The sequence below is a fragment of the Gottfriedia luciferensis genome (assembly GCF_001712755.1).
In the GTDB taxonomy this organism is placed as follows: Bacteria; Bacillota; Bacilli; order Bacillales; family Bacillaceae_G; genus Gottfriedia; species Gottfriedia luciferensis_B.
On record NZ_MDKC01000034.1, the window covers coordinates 214247 to 234687 of the forward strand.

At 33.2% G+C, this 20441-nt stretch carries 24 protein-coding genes and 2 other annotated features; of the genes, 6 read left to right on the forward strand and 18 right to left on the reverse strand.

Annotated features, from left to right (window positions below; all coding sequences use genetic code 11):
- The first annotated feature begins 149 nt into the window (after positions 1 to 149).
- The 3 genes from BED47_RS19020 to BED47_RS19030 are packed head-to-tail and all read left to right on the forward strand — an operon-like array spanning position 150 to position 1524.
- Positions 150 to 476 (forward strand): PadR family transcriptional regulator, encoded by a 327-nt coding sequence (locus tag BED47_RS19020; RefSeq protein ID WP_025568281.1) that lies wholly within the window; start codon positions 150 to 152, stop codon positions 474 to 476.
- Positions 476 to 880: a permease prefix domain 1-containing protein gene (locus BED47_RS19025; protein ID WP_025568280.1), complete on the forward strand. Its 405-nt coding sequence runs from the start codon at positions 476 to 478 to the stop codon at positions 878 to 880. The genes BED47_RS19020 and BED47_RS19025 overlap by 1 nt, the downstream gene beginning before the upstream one ends.
- A gap of 11 nt (positions 881 to 891) precedes the next feature.
- Positions 892 to 1524, forward strand: coding sequence for a hypothetical protein (locus BED47_RS19030; RefSeq protein ID WP_025568279.1), 633 nt, complete (start codon positions 892 to 894; stop codon positions 1522 to 1524).
- An 84-nt stretch (positions 1525 to 1608) separates the two neighbouring features.
- Here BED47_RS19030 and BED47_RS19035 read toward each other — a convergent pair whose 3' ends face one another.
- Together BED47_RS19035 and BED47_RS19040 are read right to left on the reverse strand one after the other, a co-directional pair.
- Positions 1609 to 2250 (reverse strand): NAD(P)-dependent oxidoreductase, encoded by a 642-nt coding sequence (locus BED47_RS19035; RefSeq protein WP_025568278.1) that lies wholly within the window; start codon positions 2248 to 2250, stop codon positions 1609 to 1611.
- 140 nt (positions 2251 to 2390) lie between these two features.
- Positions 2391 to 2819: an Rrf2 family transcriptional regulator gene (locus tag BED47_RS19040; RefSeq protein WP_025568277.1), complete on the reverse strand. Its 429-nt coding sequence runs from the start codon at positions 2817 to 2819 to the stop codon at positions 2391 to 2393.
- Positions 2820 to 3092: 273 nt separating this feature from the next.
- On the opposite strand from BED47_RS19040, the gene BED47_RS19045 reads away from it, so the two are divergent.
- Positions 3093 to 3341: a hypothetical protein gene (locus BED47_RS19045; protein WP_025568276.1), complete on the forward strand. Its 249-nt coding sequence runs from the start codon at positions 3093 to 3095 to the stop codon at positions 3339 to 3341.
- 69 nt (positions 3342 to 3410) lie between these two features.
- On the opposite strand, the gene BED47_RS19050 is transcribed toward BED47_RS19045, so the two are convergent.
- The 3 genes from BED47_RS19050 to BED47_RS19060 are packed head-to-tail and all read right to left on the reverse strand — an operon-like array spanning position 3411 to position 5125.
- On the reverse strand, positions 3411 to 4007 hold the full coding sequence (locus BED47_RS19050; RefSeq protein WP_025568982.1) for a LysE family translocator: 597 nt from the start codon (positions 4005 to 4007) through the stop codon (positions 3411 to 3413).
- A gap of 22 nt (positions 4008 to 4029) precedes the next feature.
- Entirely contained in the window at positions 4030 to 4644 is a 615-nt protein-coding gene (locus BED47_RS19055; protein ID WP_025568983.1) for a LysE family translocator, read from the reverse strand.
- Between the two features lie 10 nt (positions 4645 to 4654).
- Positions 4655 to 5125, reverse strand: a complete 471-nt coding sequence (locus BED47_RS19060) for an Lrp/AsnC family transcriptional regulator (protein WP_025568984.1) — start codon at positions 5123 to 5125, stop codon at positions 4655 to 4657.
- A gap of 174 nt (positions 5126 to 5299) precedes the next feature.
- Between BED47_RS19060 and BED47_RS23335 the strand changes: the two genes are divergently transcribed.
- Positions 5300 to 5737, forward strand: a complete 438-nt coding sequence (locus BED47_RS23335) for a YmaF family protein (RefSeq protein ID WP_025568985.1) — start codon at positions 5300 to 5302, stop codon at positions 5735 to 5737.
- Positions 5738 to 5892: 155 nt separating this feature from the next.
- Here the strand turns inward: BED47_RS23335 and BED47_RS19070 are convergent, their stop codons facing one another.
- The 10 genes from BED47_RS19070 to BED47_RS19115 all read right to left on the reverse strand — a co-directional run bounded on the left by BED47_RS19070 (position 5893) and on the right by BED47_RS19115 (position 14315).
- Complete coding sequence (locus BED47_RS19070) at positions 5893 to 6294, reverse strand: VOC family protein (RefSeq protein ID WP_025568986.1); 402 nt, start codon at positions 6292 to 6294, stop codon at positions 5893 to 5895.
- Between the two features lie 17 nt (positions 6295 to 6311).
- Positions 6312 to 6860, reverse strand: a complete 549-nt coding sequence (locus tag BED47_RS19075; protein WP_069034941.1) for an NADPH-dependent FMN reductase — start codon at positions 6858 to 6860, stop codon at positions 6312 to 6314.
- 134 nt (positions 6861 to 6994) lie between these two features.
- The gene (locus BED47_RS19080) at positions 6995 to 7948 is read right to left on the reverse strand and encodes a ketopantoate reductase family protein (RefSeq protein WP_025568988.1); all 954 of its coding nucleotides are present in this window, start codon (positions 7946 to 7948) and stop codon (positions 6995 to 6997) included.
- 49 nt (positions 7949 to 7997) lie between these two features.
- Positions 7998 to 8645: a response regulator gene (locus BED47_RS19085; RefSeq protein ID WP_069034942.1), complete on the reverse strand. Its 648-nt coding sequence runs from the start codon at positions 8643 to 8645 to the stop codon at positions 7998 to 8000.
- A gap of 13 nt (positions 8646 to 8658) precedes the next feature.
- Positions 8659 to 9777 carry a GAF domain-containing sensor histidine kinase gene (locus BED47_RS19090; RefSeq protein ID WP_069034943.1) on the reverse strand — a complete coding sequence of 373 codons (1119 nt, stop codon included), beginning with the start codon at positions 9775 to 9777 and terminating at the stop codon, positions 8659 to 8661.
- Positions 9778 to 9779: 2 nt separating this feature from the next.
- Positions 9780 to 10223 (reverse strand): SRPBCC family protein, encoded by a 444-nt coding sequence (locus BED47_RS19095; protein ID WP_069034944.1) that lies wholly within the window; start codon positions 10221 to 10223, stop codon positions 9780 to 9782.
- Between the two features lie 25 nt (positions 10224 to 10248).
- Entirely contained in the window at positions 10249 to 10791 is a 543-nt protein-coding gene (locus tag BED47_RS19100) for a GNAT family N-acetyltransferase (RefSeq protein ID WP_025568992.1), read from the reverse strand.
- Between the two features lie 42 nt (positions 10792 to 10833).
- Positions 10834 to 11820 (reverse strand): GNAT family N-acetyltransferase, encoded by a 987-nt coding sequence (locus BED47_RS19105; RefSeq protein ID WP_069034945.1) that lies wholly within the window; start codon positions 11818 to 11820, stop codon positions 10834 to 10836.
- 277 nt (positions 11821 to 12097) lie between these two features.
- Positions 12098 to 12466 carry a VOC family protein gene (locus BED47_RS19110; protein ID WP_025568995.1) on the reverse strand — a complete coding sequence of 123 codons (369 nt, stop codon included), beginning with the start codon at positions 12464 to 12466 and terminating at the stop codon, positions 12098 to 12100.
- 112 nt (positions 12467 to 12578) lie between these two features.
- A complete protein-coding gene (locus tag BED47_RS19115) occupies positions 12579 to 14315 on the reverse strand; it encodes an aromatic amino acid hydroxylase (RefSeq protein ID WP_069034946.1) in 1737 nt (578 codons plus the stop codon).
- 474 nt (positions 14316 to 14789) lie between these two features.
- Positions 14790 to 15021 (reverse strand) — a binding site (T-box leader).
- A gap of 48 nt (positions 15022 to 15069) precedes the next feature.
- Positions 15070 to 15298, reverse strand: a binding site (T-box leader).
- A 971-nt stretch (positions 15299 to 16269) separates the two neighbouring features.
- Here BED47_RS19115 and BED47_RS19120 point away from each other — a divergent pair.
- Positions 16270 to 16836 (forward strand): biotin transporter BioY, encoded by a 567-nt coding sequence (locus BED47_RS19120; RefSeq protein WP_069034947.1) that lies wholly within the window; start codon positions 16270 to 16272, stop codon positions 16834 to 16836.
- A gap of 56 nt (positions 16837 to 16892) precedes the next feature.
- Here the strand turns inward: BED47_RS19120 and BED47_RS19125 are convergent, their stop codons facing one another.
- The 3 genes from BED47_RS19125 to BED47_RS19135 all read right to left on the reverse strand — a co-directional run bounded on the left by BED47_RS19125 (position 16893) and on the right by BED47_RS19135 (position 20440).
- Positions 16893 to 17396 (reverse strand): GDYXXLXY domain-containing protein, encoded by a 504-nt coding sequence (locus tag BED47_RS19125; RefSeq protein ID WP_069034948.1) that lies wholly within the window; start codon positions 17394 to 17396, stop codon positions 16893 to 16895.
- Positions 17386 to 18648: a DUF2157 domain-containing protein gene (locus tag BED47_RS19130; RefSeq protein WP_025568299.1), complete on the reverse strand. Its 1263-nt coding sequence runs from the start codon at positions 18646 to 18648 to the stop codon at positions 17386 to 17388. The genes BED47_RS19125 and BED47_RS19130 overlap by 11 nt, the downstream gene beginning before the upstream one ends.
- A 262-nt stretch (positions 18649 to 18910) precedes the next feature.
- A complete protein-coding gene (locus tag BED47_RS19135) occupies positions 18911 to 20440 on the reverse strand; it encodes an acyl-CoA carboxylase subunit beta (protein WP_069034949.1) in 1530 nt (509 codons plus the stop codon).
- Between the last annotated feature and the right edge of the window lies 1 nt (position 20441).

The following is a 20441-nucleotide window of genomic DNA, read 5'->3' on the forward strand; positions in this document are numbered from 1 at the left end:
TAATTTATTTAGGCTTCGGACGGGCCTATTTCATTTCCTACGAATAGTCAAAAATAGAATCACATAAAATTACTTTGACAGATAGAGTAATTATTGTTAACATTACTCTATCAGATAGAATAATCTTATAGAAGGTGAATAGGTGAATTATGGTAAGAAGTGACATTATACGCGGGCATCTTGACTCAATCATATTAAAACTTATTTCTGAGAAAGACCGCTATGGATATGAGATTTCTCAAGAAATTGGATTACGGACAGACAATCGGTTTCAAATAAAAGAAGCAACATTATACGCTGTATTTCAGCGCTTAGAAAAAAAGGAATTAGTGGAAGCTTATTTTGGCGATATTACACACGGTGGAAAAAGAAAATATTACAAAATCACTTCATTAGGTAAAGCATATTTAAGTGAATTAGTAAAAGAATGGCAAGAAGTAAAAGAAATTATTGATCTATTCATGGAGGAGAAATAATGAAAAAAATTAGAAATCATATTGAAGAACTATTTAAAGATGTTCCTAAAACTGAACAATCAGAAATAGTTAAACAAGAGATTATTCAGAACTTAGAAGAAAAAGTCATGTTTTTAATGGAAAATGGTAAGGACGAAGAAGATGCTATAAACAAAGCGATTGTAGAATTTGGGGACATTGAGGAATTAAAGAGAGAACTTGGTGTTAAAAAACCAGATAGCAAGAAAGCAAATTTTGCAAAACTAAATTTATCCTATTCAATTTGGGGTAGTGGATTACTAATTGCTTTATTCTTATTTATTAATTTTTACTACACTCCACAGACTATATGGTTTGTGTACCCAACGTTTGGTCTATTATGGTGGCCTCTTTCAATGTATTTCTACTGGCAACGTAAAAAGTGAGGTGAAGCACAGTGAAAAATTATATCGGTTTTGCAACTGCAGGCTGTATTATGACAATGGTCTTTTTTATGCTCGTTAATTTTATTACATCTCCTAGCACGATTTGGTTCATTTACCCATGTTTTTTCATTTTATTTTGGCCAATTAGTTTATATTTCATTGGAAAAAGATCGACGAAACAATTCTCAATCTTTAGTAGTATCGTACTCCTTGCTTTCTTGTTAACGGAAAACTTAATTCACTCTCCTGATTATCTTTGGTTTTTCTATGCTGCCTTTCCAATTATTAGTTGGCCAATTCTCATGCATTTAGGTAAGAATGCTAGAACATTACCGATTGCACTCCTTGGCAGTATCATTACAATCGCATACTATGGGCTTTTGAATTTTATCTCATCTCCAGATTATCTTTGGGTCATTTATCCGGCATTTGCAATTATTTGGTGGCCTTTATCCATTTATCATGCGAATAGAAAATCGTTTGTAGCATTTTCGTTTACAGCTAGCATACTAATTAGTCTTTTCTTTATCATTGTAAATATCATTTCATCCCCAGATACAATTTGGGCTGTATATCCAATTTTTGCAGTTATTTGGTGGCCTTTAAGTATGTATTTTTATAGTTATAAAAAGAAACAAATATAGGCACTAATTGGTGGACTTCATACAATGAGGTCCATTTTTTATAAATAAGAAAAAGCGATTCTCATAAAGAATCGCTTCACGGACTTATTCTGCTTCAGAAACCAAAGTAAATCGTTCGTTAATATGCTGTGGATTTTCAATCTCGTCTAATAATGCAATTGCATAGTCAGCATAACTTACGTAGCTATTACCTTTTTTATTAACAATAAAATTGTCTTTTCCTTTTTGATAAGCCCCAGTTCGTTTACCATTCGGATCAAAAAATGCTGCTGGACTAATAAATGTCCAATTAATATCAGTTGTTTTTTGTAAGTCGTGAAGACCTTTTGTCATATTTGATGCAGTAGCATAATATTCTTTTGGAAATTCAGGTGTGTCAACTAATTGAATCGTTTTTTCTTCATCAACATACAAGCTTCCAGCTCCACCAACTACGATTAATCTAGTATCGTTAACACCTTTTAAAGCATTTATTAAAACATTCCCAGCTTCAATATAAAGATTCTCTTGGCCTTCAGCTGCTTTAAATGCATTTACAACAACATCAAATTGCTTTAAGTCAGCTGAATTTAGATCTAATAAATCCTTTTCCAATACTGATACTTCTTTATTTGTTAATTTAGAAGCATTTCTTACGATTGCTGTTACCTCATGTCCTCTTTCTACTGCTTCTTTTAAAATAAGGTTACCTGCTTTTCCTGTTGCTCCAATAATACCAATTTTCATCTTTTTTCTTCCTCCTTAATTCTTTAAAAATTGTTTTGAACTCAAAGTCGTAACTAAAATAGTTACAACTAGTTTAAAAAAATATAATATATAGATGTAACAACACCAGTTACATCATTTATAAAAAAAATTGAATGATACTATCCAATTTTTTTGCTTAATACTGTAACTAATTCTTCCATAGTAACTTCATCCAGTATTTTTTCCATTGCATCTTGTGCTCGATTTAAGATTAGTTCTAGCACTGCTTGGATATTTGCACCTACTGGACATTTAGGATTCGGTTTCTCATGAAATTGAAAAAGTTCTCCTTCTTCTACAACTTCAACTGCTCTATAAACATCTAAAAGAGTAATTTCATTTAACGGCTTACGAAGTGAAGCTCCACCGGTTCCTCGACGGACTTGAATTAAGCCAGCATTCTTAAGTTTTCCCATTACTCTTCTAATTACGACTGGATTTGTATTTACACTTCCTGCAATCCATTCGGAAGTACAAAGCGCACTATTCTCAATCGTGACCAAAGATAAAATATGAACAGCAACGGTAAAACGACTACTGATTTTCATAGGATTCAACCTCCGATGTAACTATTATAGTTACAACATTTATTAATTGTCAATAATATTTATTTTACACAAATTTATGATCGATACTATATTTTTTTATTTAATAAAGCAAGTTAAACAGCAGAAAATCGTTTATGGCTACTATTAGAAGTAAACTCAGACCAGTATCTTAATGGTTAAAATTAACTTATAGATGGAAAAAAATGGTTAAACAGCAATGATAGGTAATTTATCCTTAAATTATAAGAAAGATTCATAAAAAGGGCGAAGAAAATGAATGGAAATGATATTGCTTATCTAATTTACTTTACGATAATAGGCTTGTTTTTGCTGGTCTTTGGAATTATGTATAAAAAAGAAGCACATGCAGATTTAAAAAATAGTGGAGTTGGAGGAAATGGTGTAAGTGGAATAGGTGCTATATTGTTCTTTTTGCCTCATTGGGTGTATAAAGCAATATTTATTGCATTAGGCGCATTCCTAACGATTGGAATTTGGTATGTTATGTTTTTTTACAATTAATAAAAGACTTTCTATTCAATTCTAGGAAACAGCAAAAAAAAAGAAGCTATTAGTATATAGCTTCCTTCTTTACTTAATAAATGAAATAATTCCTAAAACAACAATCATTAAACCAGCCATTTTATTTACTAAACCTAAGTGAGTTATAATTTTATTTCGAAACAAACTAACTACGCTACTTAAAATAAACCACCAAGAAACTGCACCTAAAAAAACACCTATAATTAATGAAACTGTTGATTCTATAGATGTGGAACTTTGATCAAAACCCACCCCTGCAAACATTGCTACAAAGTTTAAAATTGTTACAGGATTTGTGATCATTAATAAAAATGTAGAGATAAACATGCTAACCATGCTTTCACCCTTCAAATTCGAGGCAGTTTTAGCAGGTCTTTTTAGAAAGGTTTTAATTCCTAAATACAATAAAAATATTGCACCTACGATTCGAAGAACAAATTCCTGCTCAATTAAAAATGATGAAACAATAGAAAAACCAAACGCGGCAATACTAGCGTAAAATAAGTTAGCTGAAGATGCGCCTAATCCTGTCATAAATCCAGCTGTTTTTCCTTTAGATAAAATTCTTTGTATGCACAATAAACCAACCGGGCCTATAGGTGCTGAAACTGATAAACCTAAAATAAAACTTTTTATTAATAACATCTAAATACCCTCTTACGCTTACTTACATTAATCCATATAAAGCTATACAACCAAAAATAATAATAATAATACCTGATAAACGGTTAATTAATGTTAAAGAACGATCATTGATTCGAGTTCTAAATAGTCCCACACCACTGCTTAATATTACCCACCATAAACTTGAACCACAAAATACACCTAATACTAAAATAACGGAAGAAACAATATTGCTATTTGAATTTGAGATTCCTAATCCCGCAAAAATGGCGATAAATGATAGAATTGTCATTGGGTTTGTTAGCGTTAAAAATAAAACTGATAAAAACGCATTCATTATATTTTTCTTCTGCGTATCAGATTGAGTATAACTGGCTTTTGAAATAAGTGTTTTTACACCTAAATAACAGAGGAAGAAACCACCGATTAACTGAATCCAAAAATGCTGACCAATCAAAAAATTCATAATGACAGTTAATCCAAAGCCTGCAACTAAGCCATAAATACCATCAGCAGTAGCAGCCCCAAGACCAGAAACTAAACCAACCATTCTTCCATACGCTAGAGTTCTACGAATACACAGTACTCCAATTGGGCCAACAGGTGCAGCAATTGATAGGCCAATTATTAATCCTTTAATATAAAATTCAAAATTCATGTTGCCCTCCCTACTCTATAGAAAATTTATTTTTTTGTAATGGCAGTCGAAAGGTTTCTTTCGTTGTATCCATTACAATTGTTGTTTTTGTTCTTATTACACCCTTTAACCCTTTTATTTCATGGCTAATTACTCGATCCAAGTCTTTTGTATTTCTACTTCTTATTTTTAGTAAATAATCATCTTCACCCGCAATATGGTGACATTCCTGCACTTCCTCTAATTGATTAACAAGCTCTAAAAATGGAGCTCGATTTTCAGGTCGCTCAAGCGAGACAGCTACAAAGGCAGTTAATTCACTTCCAACTTTTTCTGAATCAACTAGCACACCAAATCCTTTAATTACACCTTGTTCAACTAATCGGTTAACTCGTTCAGCAGTAGCCGGAGCTGACAAGCCAACTTCACTAGCTAAATCCGCCCACTTTATTCTTGAATTATCCATTAAATGATTAATAATTTTTAAATCGAAAGCATCCATCTACTCAAACCTTCTTTTTGTAAGTATTTATTCCATTTTACTTATTTTATGAAAGTATTCCAATATTTCTGAGTAAAAATACAATCTAATATGCACGTTTAATAAACATATTTATTTACAAGTACTAATAAGATAAAAAAGGAAGACAATCTTTATCGAAGGGGGCGTCATTTTGTGAAAAGAGACCCGTTTGAATATCGAAAAAGACTAAGGGAAAGAGAAAAAGAAAGAGAAAGAGAGTTAAATGAAGAAAATGAAAGAGAGTCTAATGAAGAGAAAGAAGTAAAACCAAAAGAAGAAAAACCTCAAACACATGTACATGAATTTGTAGCTAGCACTAAATTGGCAGAAGAAGATGACGATCGACATAATCATCGCTTTGCTGGAGTTACAAGTGAAGTCATTCCCAAAGGAAGACATAGTCATGTACACCGAATTGTAGTAAATACAGATTTTCTAGATCATCATCACGAGGTTATTATTGAAACTGGTCCTCCTATTCCGGTAGGAAACGGTAAGCATGTTCACTTTGTCAAAGGAATGACAACGATCAATGATGATCATGAACACGATCTGGAATTCGCTACTTTAATTGATAGACCATTAGTTTAAGGCAATTGTAAATTTCAATTTATGTATATTTTATTAAGCATAATATACATAATTTATATCCTAATAAATTAAAGACCTCAGACTACACAATATTAAAACACGATGAAGAACCTTCCATAAAAGGCTCTCCATCGTGTTTTTTCGAATATGAAATCTTAAGTATTCTTCAATCCTTCAGTATTCATTAACACAACCCTCCATCTATCTGGGTCTTCGAATGTAATACCTTTTCCGCGCCAATAAGGATTCTCAGGTTCAACTGCAAAATACCCCATATTATTTAATCGATTTTTGACCAAATCTATTTCAGCTTTATTAGGTATATAAAATACTAAAAGATTATCCTTTGTTGGAGCAGGACATGGACTTCCATCAATATGTTGAGTAAATTCTAAATGGTATTCAACATCAGGTAATCCGAACATGATTCCATCATACCCATTATGATTTTGAAAACTGCCCACGGTTTTTAATCTAAGTCCTTCACCATAGAATTTACTTATTTCAGCTAATTGGTTTGTAGGTCTTGCAATTCTAAACTGAACCCAGTTTTTCAATGTTATCACCTTATCCTTTAATAATTTGATGCAACCCATTCTTCATTTAGCTTTTTTGAAATTTGAGTATAGAGCTTCAATTCTTGAAATATGCTATCTACTGAATAAGATGTATTTTCTTCTAACGTAGTACCTTCTGACATAAAGTCTGATGGGTCAATCACAACTTGTTTCGATAAAACATTTGCATATAATGCTCTTAAAACAATTCTCATATTGTTAAGTGCATTAATTCCACCCTTTCCTCCACCGGCTACAGCCAAAATTGCAACTGGCTTATCTTTAAAATGCTTACTTCCTAAAAAGTCAAAAGCGTTTTTTAATGCTCCGCTCATTCCACCATGATATTCCGGTGTTGCAATGATCATAGCATCAGCATTTTCTAGCTGTGATCTTAGTTTTTGGATAGTAGCAATTTCATTTTGCTCCTCTTGACCATTATAAATTGGTAACACTAGTTCACTTAAATCAATTGTTTTTACATTGTATTTTTTCGAGATGATTGTCGCTAATTTACCTGTACGACCTTCTTTTCTTGGACTACCATTAATCATTAAAATATTCATATTTTCCACTCCTTTAATTCGTACCTTTAGTATAGTCAATTCATAATGTCCGAACTTCGGTCATTTGATAGAACTTTTCTACACGTTTAGGAGTATATAAAAATAAAAAAAATCTACAACTAAAGTTGTAGATTTCAAACTGAAAGACGTTCGGTTTCTTGATTACTATGATCTTGATTCATTTTTTGATAAACTTTAATATTTTGATAAACTAATTCAAGTAATTTAGCAGTTATATCCTTTTTCTTTGCAAGTTCTAGTAAATGCCCTTGCAAATGGTCCCCTTCTACTAACGAATTTTTTTCCATATCCCTCTGCAAAGATGATTTCATATCATATCCAAGAGCATCGATTGATTTCATATGCTCATCCACAATATTTTCAGAAATTGGCGCACCATGGGACCTCATAATATTAGCGCATTCTTCAAATAATTCACTGATAATAGCTCTTCCACCTTCACTTTCTCTAATTGGGCCAATAGGAGCACGCATAAGAGACGTTACGCCAGACATTACAGTAATAAACAAATATTTGTGCCACATATCTCGTTCAATCTGCTTACTATGGACAAAGTCAGCTTTTGAACCGCTAAATGCATCAGCAATTTTTTTAATACGGTCAGTTTCTTTACTTAAGAATTCACCAAATACAAGTCTAGCAGCTTTACTTGTTTGAGCAACTTCCCCTGCTTCATTTAAAGTAGTTTCGATAAAACATAAACCGCCTATAACCTTTTCTTCACCAAATGCCTGCTTTAAGGGATTTAGATGAGCAATACCATTCAAAAGTGGTAAAATAACAGTTTGATCGCCTACGAATGGTTTTACATCCAGAATGGCATTGCTTAAATGATATGACTTAGTTGAGAAAAGTACGATGTCAAAAATCTCGGCAGGACTCTTTGCAGTAATTAGATTCGGTTGAAATGAAAAATCACCATTCACACTCCGAATGACTAAACCATTTTCCTCTAGCTGTTTTTTCCGATTAGCTCGTACTAGAAATGTAACATCTTCTCCCTTTTCTACTAAGCGTCCTCCAAAATAGCCGCCAATTCCTCCAGCTCCTAATACAAGAATTCGCATTACACTCTTCCTTTCTATTAAAAAGTAAAAATCTGTAACTTACTAATGTCTATTTCAAAATCCCATTTCGTACTGCATATAGTGCCAATTGAGTTCGATCTTGAAGCTGAGTCTTGGCTAAAATATTCGAAACATGGGTTTTTACAGTTTTTTCTGTAATAAATAATGATGCTGCTATTTCTTTATTGCTCTTACCCCTCGTAATTTCCTTCAATACATCCATTTCTCGCCTAGTTAATTTGTCTTGAAATGACTCATCGTTCTTCGTTTCTATCTTCCCGGTTAAAGCAGAAACTAATTGCGTCGTAACCTTCGAATGAAACTGTTTTTCCCCATCGTATATCTTTCGGATCGCGGAAACGAGCTCATCTGGATCACTATCCTTTAAATAATATCCCGCTGCACCCGCTTCAATTGCAGGTAAAATATGATCTTGATCATAAAAACTAGTTAAAATCATTACTTTAACTGCTAAGCCTTCTATTTTTATTCTTTTGGTAGCTTCAATTCCATCTAGAACTGGCATCGCTAAATCCATGATGACAATATCAGGTCTTAACTCTTTTACTAAGCTTAATGCCTCTTCTCCGTTCGATGCTTCTCCAATAACTTCGATATCATCTTGCGTATTTAAGAAAAAAATAAGTCCTCTCCTAACTACATGATGATCATCAGCAATTAATATTTTAATAGACATAAAACTCTCCTTCTTAAAAAGGGATATTCGTCGTAATTTTTGTTCCTTTATTCAAATCACTTTCAACTAAAAACGACCCTTTTATCGATTCGACTCTTTCCTTCATGCTTTTCAAACCTAATGTTGGAATTTGTACATCCTTTGGGCAGATAAAACCTACACCTTGATCTCGAATCGTCATTTTAACTTTCTTTGTACTGATTGATAACTGTAGATATACCGTATTTTGTCCTGAATGTTTTCTACAATTATTAAACGCTTCCTGACCTACGCGCCATAATGTTTCTTCTATTTTAGAAGGTAATATCGTTGTTCCTTTTACATTACTAATTACTTTTAGTCCTAGCATTTCACCATAGTTAATTAATGCACTAACTATTCCTTTTTCAATCCCTTGTGGTCTAAGCTGCCATATTAATGCTTTCATTTCTGCTTGTGCTTCTTGGGCAATTTGTTGAATATGATTAAATGTATCCTTTAACTTCGGACTGTCGGATACATTTGCACCTGCTTTGGCAGTTACATTAATCGAAAACAATAATTGACTAACTGAGTCGTGTAGGTCCTTTGCAAGGCGATTTCTTTCTTGAATCAGCCCAAACTCTTTTACCTTTTCTGTTAATTGAATTCGTTTAATTGCTGTTCCAATTTGCAATGCAACTGCACCTAGTAAATTTAATTCTTCCTGATCAAATTTTAATTTATTAGAGGCAGCTACATTTAATAAACCAAAAGATTCTTCACCTGCTTGCAATGGTACAGTCGCATGATGAGTGACACCATTTGTTTCTCCCCACTTATGAATAATTGAGTCTTCTAATCTTTTACATTCCATAATGTTTGATGCCTTATTAAGTCTTCCGGTATTATATTTATCTACACACCAACAATCTCCATTGCACATTGGCTTAGCCTCTTCGTTCATAAGAGCTGGAGGTAATTCATGTGAAGCAACTAATTCAAAGTCCCCATTTTTATCAATTAAAAAGATCCATCCTGTATCTAGCCCCGTAACTTGAACTAACTTGGCTAAGGCACAATTGAGGGTACTGTATAGATCAGTACCCTCGTTTAATATTTCGGCAATTTCTTTTAATACTTGTAGCTCTAAAAGAAATGATTCTTTTTTCATACTTATGCTAATTCCTTCATTCGACGATCAAGTTGTTCAAGCACCATCGGCCACGCTTGCTCGTGTTGGTCTCTTGATAATTCATCTGGGAATCCTGCATGTGTCAATCTAATAACTGTCGCTCCACTTTCATTTGTTGAAAACTCTACAGTGACTACAGTCTCCGTTTTAGATCCAGAAGTAAACCAAGTAATCTCAACAAGTTGATTATGCTCAAGTTTTAAAAAGCGACCATAATGAGGATGGCGTTTATCTTCAAATTGGGTCTCAAAGAAAAATACAGAATTAACCTCTGCCTTCATAATTACCGAACCAGGCGCAGCAAACCAATCACCGAATCTTTTTGTCCATGCTTCATACAAAACATCGATAGTATTTTCCATTACTCGTTCCACAGTGAGACTATGTGGTCTACTCGATAAATCAGGATAACTAATAATATTCATATTAATCCCTCCAAAAGGTATATAGTTATTCATTTTCATTAATAATAGCTAGCATTTGGTGATCTTCCCATTTCCCATTTATACGTACATTTTTCTTGGCAATTCCCTCTTTATGGAAACCCGCCTTTTCTAATACTCTTATTGAACCAATGTTATGCGGCATTACACCCGCTTCAAGGCGATGCAATTTTAATTCATTAAAGGCATATTCTACAACTAACTTTGCAGCTTCAGTTGTATATCCTTTACCATTATGTTGTTCATCTAAAGAATAACCAACAAAACAACTTTGTAAATCTCCTCTTAAAACCTCTGCTAGCATCGTAAAACCTATAAAAGCATCTGTTTCCTTTAAAAAGATACCAAAGCCATAATACAGATCATTGTCGCTTTTCTCTTTATATGACTTAATACGATCTTGCTGAGCTTCCAAAGTATAGAAACTTTCGTCTTTTATATATGTAAAAGGTTTAAAAAACTCTCTATTTCGAACTTCGTAAGATAAAAAATCTTCTGCATCTGCAACTTCTAAATGTCTTAAATATATATTATTACCAACTAATTTCATCTTTTTCCTACACTCCCTAATTTCCCTGCTTTTCCTAACCCATTAAACGCCTGTTGCCCATATAATTCTAGGATCGATTTTACGGACTAGACGGTACGCTATCGGTTTAAAACCATTTTTTGGCCAGAATCTCGAGGATTGTAAATTCGTTATTCTCCAATCTGTTTCGCAAAGTTTATAGCCTTCTTTTTCAGCAAAAGTAAGTCCATGCTGTAATAAGGCCTTACTAACACCTATTCCGCGAGAAGATTCGACCGTTGCTCCTATTACTAAACTAATGCAAGATTCAGGTGTTAATAAATTCTCATCAGATACTGTAGCTGATTCAAATACTTGAAGACCTACAATCTCATTTTGATAGAGCGCTAACCATAATGTTGCCGCTTCATCATTAATAATTTCTGCGTAACCTTCCTGATAGTCATCTCTTTCTTCAATAAACCCTGGTGCAAATACAGGTGACTTCGCTTGGTGTTCCATGATTACGGTTGCTAATTCACGGATTCTTTTTTCATCTTCACTAGTTGCCAATCGAATTTGAATATCTTCAAATACTTTATCCGACGAAACTGACAAATCACGTAAACCATGAACCTGTTCATAGGCAAATCCTAAACGAAGCCAAGCATCTAAAGTTGACTTATTTCCACTTGGTACCATTACGTAATGATTAAACGAACCAAGCTCTACCATTTTCTTGGCAAACTCTGCATATAATTCACGATATAATTCTACATCTTCACTTTCAGCTATAGCCATACCTGCATACTTAATCCATGTATGACGTTCTCGATTTTTATCTGTTTGAATTGACCCAATCATATAGCCAACTAACTCGGAATCTTTCACCGCTGCAATACCAAAACTATCCTTTTCATTAAAAAGTGCCTCAATAGCTTTCTTAGCATACGTAGCCTCTTCAAATTTAGATGGTAATTCAGGGTTGTTACTTCGGTCATACATATGACGGATAGCCAAAAGACTAGCCGCTTCTTCTAAGTGTATATTTTCGAATGCGATAAATTTCATAACAAACCTCCTTGCAACTTATACAAGTGCAACCGCTTGATAATCCAGACTATTCTAATTGTATTGATATTCACTCATTACTAGTTCCATAAAAAGAGCATTACTTCCTGCTTATAGCTGAATAATGCTCTCTCATCTAGTAAAATTCAACAACCTTCTTTTGTATTTGTTAATTAAATCATATCAATTTTCTTAAAATTAACAATTTAATTCTAACTAAGCATTCAAGTAAAAATAAAAAACCACTGTTTATATACAGTGGTTTATCAAATAATCTTTAATGAAATTCTAAAAACTCGACTCTATTCCCAAATGGATCATTAACAAAAAAGCGAGTACGACCTTCTATTGGTGGTTCCTCTTTTATTTCAAAGTTGAGTTGAAGGAGTTGCTCTCTTAATGCCTCTATGTTTGTAACAATTAAACCAGGATGAGCTTTTTTAGGTGCTATAAAATCTTCTTGAATACTAATATGAATTTCTTGATTACCGCAAATAAACCAGCATCCACCTCTGCCTTTTAAATTTTCCGGCTTTGGCAATTCCTTCATTCCTAGAATTCCATTATAAAATTTTCTAGCTTCGTCCTCTCCACCTTTTGGACAAACTAATTGAATATGATCAATTCCTTTTACTTCAAATGCCATTGACTAGCACCTCTCTCATTATGAAAAGTTTATATCTTTAGATTACCAGAAGTAAAAAATAAGAAAAGCATTACCTCTATAGAAGTAACGCTTTTCCCAATATTCCAACTTATCAAACTAGCTTTAAGCCATTTGTAATTAGATTCTTTAAAGAATCTTCTTTTCTTAATGCTTCCAATTCCGCTTTTAATGGTTCAACAATTTGCGCTAATTTAGCATTAACTGTAGCTATTTCAAGTAATTCTAAACGTAATAACCAATCACTTTGGTGTTCACGTTTAAGCTCATTATGCAAAGCAATTAATTTAGAAATACAGTCATCACAGAATGTATTCTTTTCTCTAATTACTCTAACTTCTTTATATAATTTTTCTAATTCAGTTAATGGAGCTGGTGTTTCCATTACGAACTCTACTTCTTTAATTGAATCACTAAAGTAAGATGTTGGGTCAGCTGCACCAGGGTATGCTGATTCAACTCGAGAACCAACTGCCATATCAAAAGTTCCCCACTCTTTTTTGAATAATTCTTTTCCTTCGTAAGTAACAGTGCAGTCTTCAAATGAGATTAATGCAACTTTGTCTTCATTTTTAATGATATTTACAATTCTACCGGAAGCGCTTACATTGCTTAAGAATTCTAAATCAACAAAGTTTCCTACGACAATACCTAAATTTTTAAGTGCAGCATCGTCACATTCTTCTAATTCAATATTACCTTTTAAAAGTCCAATTGGTGTTCCAAATCCTTTAGCATGGTAGTCTTTTCCGTGACCTTCTAATTGCTTATTGTTAATTGATAGTGCAGTTTCGCCAGTTGTATTGACGTAAATTGCTTCACCGTTTTCATCTTTTATGATTGCATGAACAATACCAGTTACACTTAATCCAGAATTTAATTCAAATGTAGCAACGCTTTTCGATTTAAGAGCTTTATCTAAGCTTTCTGTTCCACCTACACGGAATGCCATAGTGCTTGCTAATTCTTCTGCACCTTGCATTAACTCTTCGAAATCTTTGCATACAAATAATTGTGCTTGCATCTCAGTTATATTTTTCGGTTGTAAAGTAGAAGCTTCAATAGAAAAAGGTAGTCTTTCAACTGCATCTGTAAAGCAATGTGTGCTTTCACCTACTGATGATAATAAACCAGCACCGTAAATTTTTGGATTATCTAGTTCACCTATTAGACCATATTCAACTGTTCTCCAGAATACGCGTGAAATTTTTTCAGCTTCTGAAATTCCAACAATTGCTTTTTGTCTTTCTTCAACTAATCTTTGTGCAGCAGCTTTTTCTTCAGCTGTCGATTTTGGATCTTCCATTACAATCGTTAAATTTCTAACTGCTTCAAATAGTTCTTGTTTTTCTTTTGTAGCAAATGCCTTTGCACCAATTGATCCAATTTTTTGTACGTACTCTCTAAATACAGGATCAAATAATATTGGCGCGTGTCCTGCAGCCTCATGAATAATATCTGGAGCAGGTGTATATTCTATATTCGTAATTTGTCTAATTTCAGTTGCGATTGGTAAAATACCATTTGCTAATAGTTCAAAAAATGCAGCGCCTGGAATTAATCCATTAACGATTCCTGCGCCCCAACCGATTTTTGAAAGGCACTCGTTCATTTCAGCTACATTTGGAATTTTTTCCGTTTCAATTCCTGACATCTTAAGTCCATCGACAAATGCAGAATGTGCTCTATCTTTTAATGCGTGATGATTTTGTCTCATTACATAGCGCCATACAGCATGATCAATTGGCGTGTAAAGATCATAATTTTGCTCCGATAAGTATTGTTTCAAATGAGGTGGTATTATTTTTGTTTCAAAAGCTGCTTCTTTCATGTCATCAATTCCCCTTTTTAAAAATTATTTCACTTAAAAATCTATTACTCTACTTTCTTAAAAATACCCGTTCTATCTATATCTTGCTAAAAGCTTTTTTTTGAGCATTTTTAAGCAAGTTTCCATCATTTAACCATTTCTACTTTTTCCAAATTACTCCTTCTTTCTACAAAATCTTTTTTTATTCGGTATTTATAGTCATAATCAACCAAACACATCACTCCTTTCAAACATGAAATGTGGAAGGCGTTTGCTCAGCCCCGACAAGCATAAGACAAAGGCTGATAAAGGTTGGTTTTTACTTTTATTGGACTTTGGCTTATGACCTCGAGGGGCTAACGCCTGGAACTAGACAACTCAAAACAAGACAAGCTTGTTTTTCCTCTAAGCTCTTACCACTCTTGTAGCTTATTCCGTTACATCTATACATGCATCCAAGATTTTTGCACATAAAAAAATCCCTACTGTTTGCACAGTAGGGACGAACTTTAAATTCGCGGTACCACCCTAGTTATTAGCTGTTTTACTAAAACTTACTAATATCTTCATTTCATAACGGCTCTTCACCGTCTTCCCCTCACTATTCGTTTCGAAGAAGATGCTCATGGACTGTAATTCATGTCGTTTTATGTACTGATTTGCACCAACCATCAGCTCTCTGTCACAGGGAAAACTTCACTACTTTCGTTCCACTCATTGCTTATTATTTAATTAAATTATTTTCTTAAAATAAAAAAGTCCCTACTGTTTGCACAGTAGGGACGAAATAGTCTATTCGCGGTACCACCCTAAATTATTAGTATTAAAAACAATACTAATATCTTCATTTCATAACGGCTCTTCACCGTCTTCCCCTCACTATTTGTTTCGAGGAAGATGCTCTAGGATCGTAATTCATGTGTTCTATGTACTGGTTTGCAGCAACCACCAGCTCTCTGTTACAGGGAAAACTCCACTACTAAAATTCCTATCATTGCTTTTCGCGATTCAATTAATACATACTTTATTCCTATTTTTCGTAAATGTCAACACTTTTTATCTTTTGTTTTTTTTGAGGTTTTTATTATTTCAATATAATCAAAACCCTTACCTATAGAAATACCTAATTAGAAATATATACTTTAGACTCACAAACTAAATATTAATTACGCATCTCGTTTTATAGTAGTACCACACTTTTTCTGTCTAGCCTAAACAAGGATTTGTCAATCAATAAAACGATAAGTCTATTATATAGGTTATTTACTAGTACCATAATCTTATTCATGCCAAATATTTTCGCCCTTTAATATTTACTTAATTTCCCGTTGAAAATTCACACTTATTTTATCAGCTTCATCTTTTTGAAAGAAAAGAAAAGAAAAGATATTATATTAACAAAGTTTTTCCCCGACACATTTACTAACTTCACTAATAAATGTATAGATACCTTTTATTGAGTTAACTAACATTTGGTATCGGTGTTTGAGCAAACATACTGCAAGCTAAAATTACAAGCTCATAATTGGTCGATTAGTTTACAGAGTTTTTACAGATTAATAATTAATAAGTTTCTTTCGAATATTGAACCGTTTGGAAATATTTGGTATTGTATACTTAATTACTTAGGATTATTTATCCAATTATTTATTTTAGGAGAACTTATGTTAGGAATGGTTGTAGTTTTACCAGTTGCAATTTTAATGATTGCTGGAATTATTTATGGTGTAATCAAATTAATTAAAAGAACTCGCTATTAATTAAATTATTCGGGAAAAAAATTATAGTTTTGAAAGGAGAGTAATCGAATTCGAATTACTCTTTTTTTATTTAATTGGGGATTAGACATTTTCCTAAAGCAATACTCTCTTTAAATTTGAACATATTGACAATCTTTTTATATAAAATATAATTAATTTATAATATGTTAACTAACAAATTAAATAAGTTAACATAAAGAGAGGGAGATTTTGTAATGCAACAAGAAAGATTAAAAATGCTTATTAATTCAGCTTTATTTGCAGCAATTATTGGTATTCTATCTCAAGTATCTATTCCTTTGCCCTTTTCTCCTGTTCCAATCACAGGTCAAACTTTAGCAATCGGCTTAGCAGCTACAATTTTAGGTAAAAAATACGGAACAATCTCGTTACTTCTTTATTTAGCACTTGGTGCGATCGGAATTCCGGTTTTCGCAGGTGGTGCTGCGGGGTTTGGCGTACTAGTGGGTTCAACGGGTGGTTATTTAATTGGATTTATTCCAACTATTTTCATCATCGCTTACTATATTGAAAAAACTAAGTTCACAGTTTTAAATGCAATGATTGCAAACACAATTGGAATGTTTGTAACGTTAATTTTTGGTACTGTGTGGTTAAAAATTGCAGCTTCTCTAAGCTGGCACGATGCAATGGCTTTCGGATTTTATCCATTCATTATTCTTGGATTAGTTAAAGCCTATGTAGCATCTGCATTAGGTGTTATTATTGGAAAACGTTTAGCAAAAGCTAATTTATTAAAACGTGATGAAATTTCAGCGTAATACAAAAAGAGCTCACTCTTATGATGTGAGCTCTTTTTTATATTAAAAGGTTATTTTCATTGAACATCAACAGCTTTAACGACTGATCGATCTCCTTTTTGTTGGACTGTAACAATATACTTAGTTCCGCCTTGATTGTATTTGTCCATTTGGCTTTCAGGAATATAAAAGCGACCTAGATTATGGTTGATTACAATTTCTTCCTCTTCAGCAATATATGTGTATTGAATAGTTGCTTTAATGTATTTTGAATGTTTTGGACGATGATCGGTTACATAATCAAATTGATAAATATCGTTTTGTCCCTTTTGAAAGACAATATAAACTTTTTCCCCTTCTTTTGGTTTAGCTTCACCTTTCCAATTCTTCATTGTTATTGAGTCAAAATCATAAGATAGAGCCGCATAATGCCCTAATAAAGGTTCTACTGGATCCAAACTTTCTGACTTTATTTTAAACGTATCTGCTGACTGCTTAAAGTACATAATGTTGCCAAGTAAAGCTAGTAATAAAACAAATTGAATTATTGAAAGTAAAAGTAATTTCTTCTTATTTTGCATGTTCATCACCTCTTGCTTTTTTCGATTGGGTATAGACAAAATATAGAACTACTGCAAGGATGATAAACACAATTGACTTACTTATAAATGAAACGGCAAATCCTGTATAAATTCCAATAACGAGTGAGGCAAATGTAATAAAACCTATAATGATGCTTCCTTTTTCCTGACCTGAAACACCTTTAAATAAACGGATACATGAATAAGCAAATAATATTAGTACGCCTACGATCATATTAGCTAATTTATCTTGAACCCCTAGTATCGGTAATAAGAATATGAATAAGAAGATCCAAAGATAATTATTAAACGGTTCATGGTCCTTCCACTTCTTGTACACAGTATAGATTGCTAGTAAAAGGATTAATAGAATAATCGTATTAAACAGTGGCACTGCAATTGGCTTTAAAAATCCATGAGAAAATTCCTTTTGTAACTCGTGAACTGCATCATATGATCCTCCGAATAATGAAGTGAAAAATGTGAATAGCCATATGAATATAGTAAATACAGGTAGTAGTATATAATCAATAATTCCACGTTCATTTAAATACCAAAGAATAAACACTACTAGAATAATTGGCATCATATATTGGCGATCTGAAAATGTCTGGAAAAACATAATGATAATATAGCCTAGAAATGTGTAATTAAAGCTGGTATTCCATCGATTCTGCATTAATCTCAAGAAATAAATTGAACAAAGTAACAATGGAAATTGAAGTAGATAAACATGTGCCGTTTCTATTCCAGCACTATAGCTCAAACTAAAAAATCCGATTCCTAAGAAAAGATAATAGAACATATTATGCTTTAATACATAATAGTAAAGAAACGCGAGCAACGTCCAAGTAATTAGAAATACTGGACTATCACTAGAAAATTGATACATTTGTACAATTAAAACGAAAGCACATGCGTATCCAATTACATTAATAAAGTTTAAACAATGCCCAAACAACTCTTTACCCTTTTGATAGCTTATAAATGCAACTGTATGGAAAACCAATAGTGTTACAAAAATAATGACTAATCTCATAGTTTGGCTAAAGTCGTTCCAGTTACTGCCCACAAGCGCTAAAATTGCAAATGCTACAAGTAATGCAATTAAAAATGGCACAATATCCCCTAAAAACGATTGCTTTTCAGCTTTCGTTCGGTGCCTTTCATATTCTAGTATTCGATTTAAAGAGTCTTCATCTAGTAAGTTCTGTTTGTGCCATTCTTTTAGCTTTTGATCTAATTTACTCATTTAACTTCCCCCCTTTTAGTAACAGCTTAATAAACTACTTCCATTATTATTATAATTTCTTAATAATATATAAATTACCTCTAAATCTAAAATTTTATTGAATATATCTATTAATCTACAAGGAAATGATGAATCAAACGTTTGTTTAATTCATTTATTCCCCCTTTAGGCTTTGACAGATTGACTAAGTGACGACAGTAGATTACCTCATTTAATATCAATAAAAAAAACAGCCCTATGTTTTGGGCTGTTTCTCTATAACTTATACCGGATAAACACCATGCTTTTTCGTAGCAGGAGTTTCATATGATTCTGAGTAATAAGCAAAACGTTTAATTAGCTCTGTACGTAGCTCTTCTGGTTGAATAACTACATCTACTACTAATTCAGATGCTAAGCGGTAAATATCGATATCTTCAGCATACTCTTTACGTTTTTCTTGGATAAAGGCAGCTTGTTCTTCTTTTGGTAAGCTTGCAATTTTCTTTGCATACACTGCGTTTACTGCTGCTTCAGGACCCATTACAGCGATCTGAGCAGATGGGAATGCAATGACACAGTCTGTTTCAAATGCAGGGCCAGCCATTGCGTATAGTCCAGCACCATAAGCTTTACGAACGATAACTGAGATTTTTGGAACAGATGCATTACTCATGCTATAAAGCATTTTTGCACCATGGCGGATAATTCCTGCACGCTCTACTTTAGTACCAATCATGAAACCAGGTACATCCATTAAGAATAATAAAGGAATATGGTAAGCATCACATAAATTAATGAATTTAGCTGCTTTATCCGCTGAATCATGGAATAATACGCCACCTTTAACTCTCGGTTGGTTAGCAATAATTCCTACACTACGTCCATCTAATCTAGCAAAACCAGTCACTAGTTCAGGTGCAAATAGCTTTTTAATTTCAAAGAATGAATCTTCATCAACTACTCGGTCGATAAATTCATAAATAGAAAATGGTACGTTTTGATTGCTTGGTATAATTTCTGCTAAAGACTTTTCCTTTTGAACAGGATTTTTAGCCTCAACAATAGGAGCCCCTTGCTTGAAATTAGTTGGTAAGTAAGATAAATAATCTTTTAACTTCGCAATTGCTTCTTCTTCTGACTCACACAATACATCTCCGCAGCCTGAAACTGAACAGTGCATTCTAGCTCCACCCATTTCTTCGAGTGTAACTTTTTCACCAATTACCATTTCAGCCATACGAGGTGATCCTAAGTACATTGAAGAATTACCTTCAACCATAAATACTGAATCACAGAATGCAGGAATATAAGCTCCCCCTGCAGCAGAAGGTCCAAATAATAAGCAGATTTGAGGTACTTGACCTGATAGCTTAATTTGGTTGTGGAATATACGTCCAGCACCACGTCTACCAGGGAACATGAATACTTGATCCGTAATACGTGCTCCTGCAGAATCCACTAAATAAATTAGTGGTACTAGCATTTTTAAACATGTTTCTTGAATGCGGATGATTTTTTCTACTGTTTTTTCGCCCCATGAACCTGCTTTTACAGTTGAATCATTCGCCATTACACATACAGTACGGCCATCAATTTTACCAATACCTGTTACGATGCCATCTGCTGGAAATTCGTCATTCATACAGTTCGCAAAGAAACCATCTTCCACGAAACTGTCTTTATCTAAAAGTTGATTAATTCTTTCTCTTGCAAAGAGCTTACCAATTTTGGCATTGCTCTCATGATATTTTTCTTTCCCACCAGAAAGTATTTGTTCTTTTCGAGCTTGATATGTTGCTTCGTTTGACATG

Coding starts and splice junctions, on each gene's coding strand:
- BED47_RS19020 (WP_025568281.1), top strand. CDS start 150: ATGGTAAGAAGTGACATTATACGCGGGCATCTTGACTCAATCATATTA.
- BED47_RS19025 (WP_025568280.1), top strand. CDS start 476: ATGAAAAAAATTAGAAATCATATTGAAGAACTATTTAAAGATGTTCCT.
- BED47_RS19035 (WP_025568278.1), bottom strand. CDS start 2,250: ATGAAAATTGGTATTATTGGAGCAACAGGAAAAGCAGGTAACCTTATT.
- BED47_RS19040 (WP_025568277.1), bottom strand. CDS start 2,819: ATGAAAATCAGTAGTCGTTTTACCGTTGCTGTTCATATTTTATCTTTG.
- BED47_RS19045 (WP_025568276.1), top strand. CDS start 3,093: ATGAATGGAAATGATATTGCTTATCTAATTTACTTTACGATAATAGGC.
- BED47_RS19050 (WP_025568982.1), bottom strand. CDS start 4,007: ATGTTATTAATAAAAAGTTTTATTTTAGGTTTATCAGTTTCAGCACCT.
- BED47_RS19055 (WP_025568983.1), bottom strand. CDS start 4,644: ATGAATTTTGAATTTTATATTAAAGGATTAATAATTGGCCTATCAATT.
- BED47_RS19060 (WP_025568984.1), bottom strand. CDS start 5,125: ATGGATGCTTTCGATTTAAAAATTATTAATCATTTAATGGATAATTCA.
- BED47_RS19075 (WP_069034941.1), bottom strand. CDS start 6,860: ATGAATATTTTAATGATTAATGGTAGTCCAAGAAAAGAAGGTCGTACA.
- BED47_RS19080 (WP_025568988.1), bottom strand. CDS start 7,948: ATGCGAATTCTTGTATTAGGAGCTGGAGGAATTGGCGGCTATTTTGGA.
- BED47_RS19085 (WP_069034942.1), bottom strand. CDS start 8,645: ATGTCTATTAAAATATTAATTGCTGATGATCATCATGTAGTTAGGAGA.
- BED47_RS19090 (WP_069034943.1), bottom strand. CDS start 9,777: ATGAAAAAAGAATCATTTCTTTTAGAGCTACAAGTATTAAAAGAAATT.
- BED47_RS19095 (WP_069034944.1), bottom strand. CDS start 10,223: ATGAATATTATTAGTTATCCTGATTTATCGAGTAGACCACATAGTCTC.
- BED47_RS19100 (WP_025568992.1), bottom strand. CDS start 10,791: ATGAAATTAGTTGGTAATAATATATATTTAAGACATTTAGAAGTTGCA.
- BED47_RS19105 (WP_069034945.1), bottom strand. CDS start 11,820: ATGAAATTTATCGCATTCGAAAATATACACTTAGAAGAAGCGGCTAGT.
- BED47_RS19110 (WP_025568995.1), bottom strand. CDS start 12,466: ATGGCATTTGAAGTAAAAGGAATTGATCATATTCAATTAGTTTGTCCA.
- BED47_RS19115 (WP_069034946.1), bottom strand. CDS start 14,315: ATGAAAGAAGCAGCTTTTGAAACAAAAATAATACCACCTCATTTGAAA.
- BED47_RS19120 (WP_069034947.1), top strand. CDS start 16,270: ATGCAACAAGAAAGATTAAAAATGCTTATTAATTCAGCTTTATTTGCA.
- BED47_RS19125 (WP_069034948.1), bottom strand. CDS start 17,396: ATGCAAAATAAGAAGAAATTACTTTTACTTTCAATAATTCAATTTGTT.
- BED47_RS19130 (WP_025568299.1), bottom strand. CDS start 18,648: ATGAGTAAATTAGATCAAAAGCTAAAAGAATGGCACAAACAGAACTTA.
- BED47_RS19135 (WP_069034949.1), bottom strand. CDS start 20,440: ATGTCAAACGAAGCAACATATCAAGCTCGAAAAGAACAAATACTTTCT.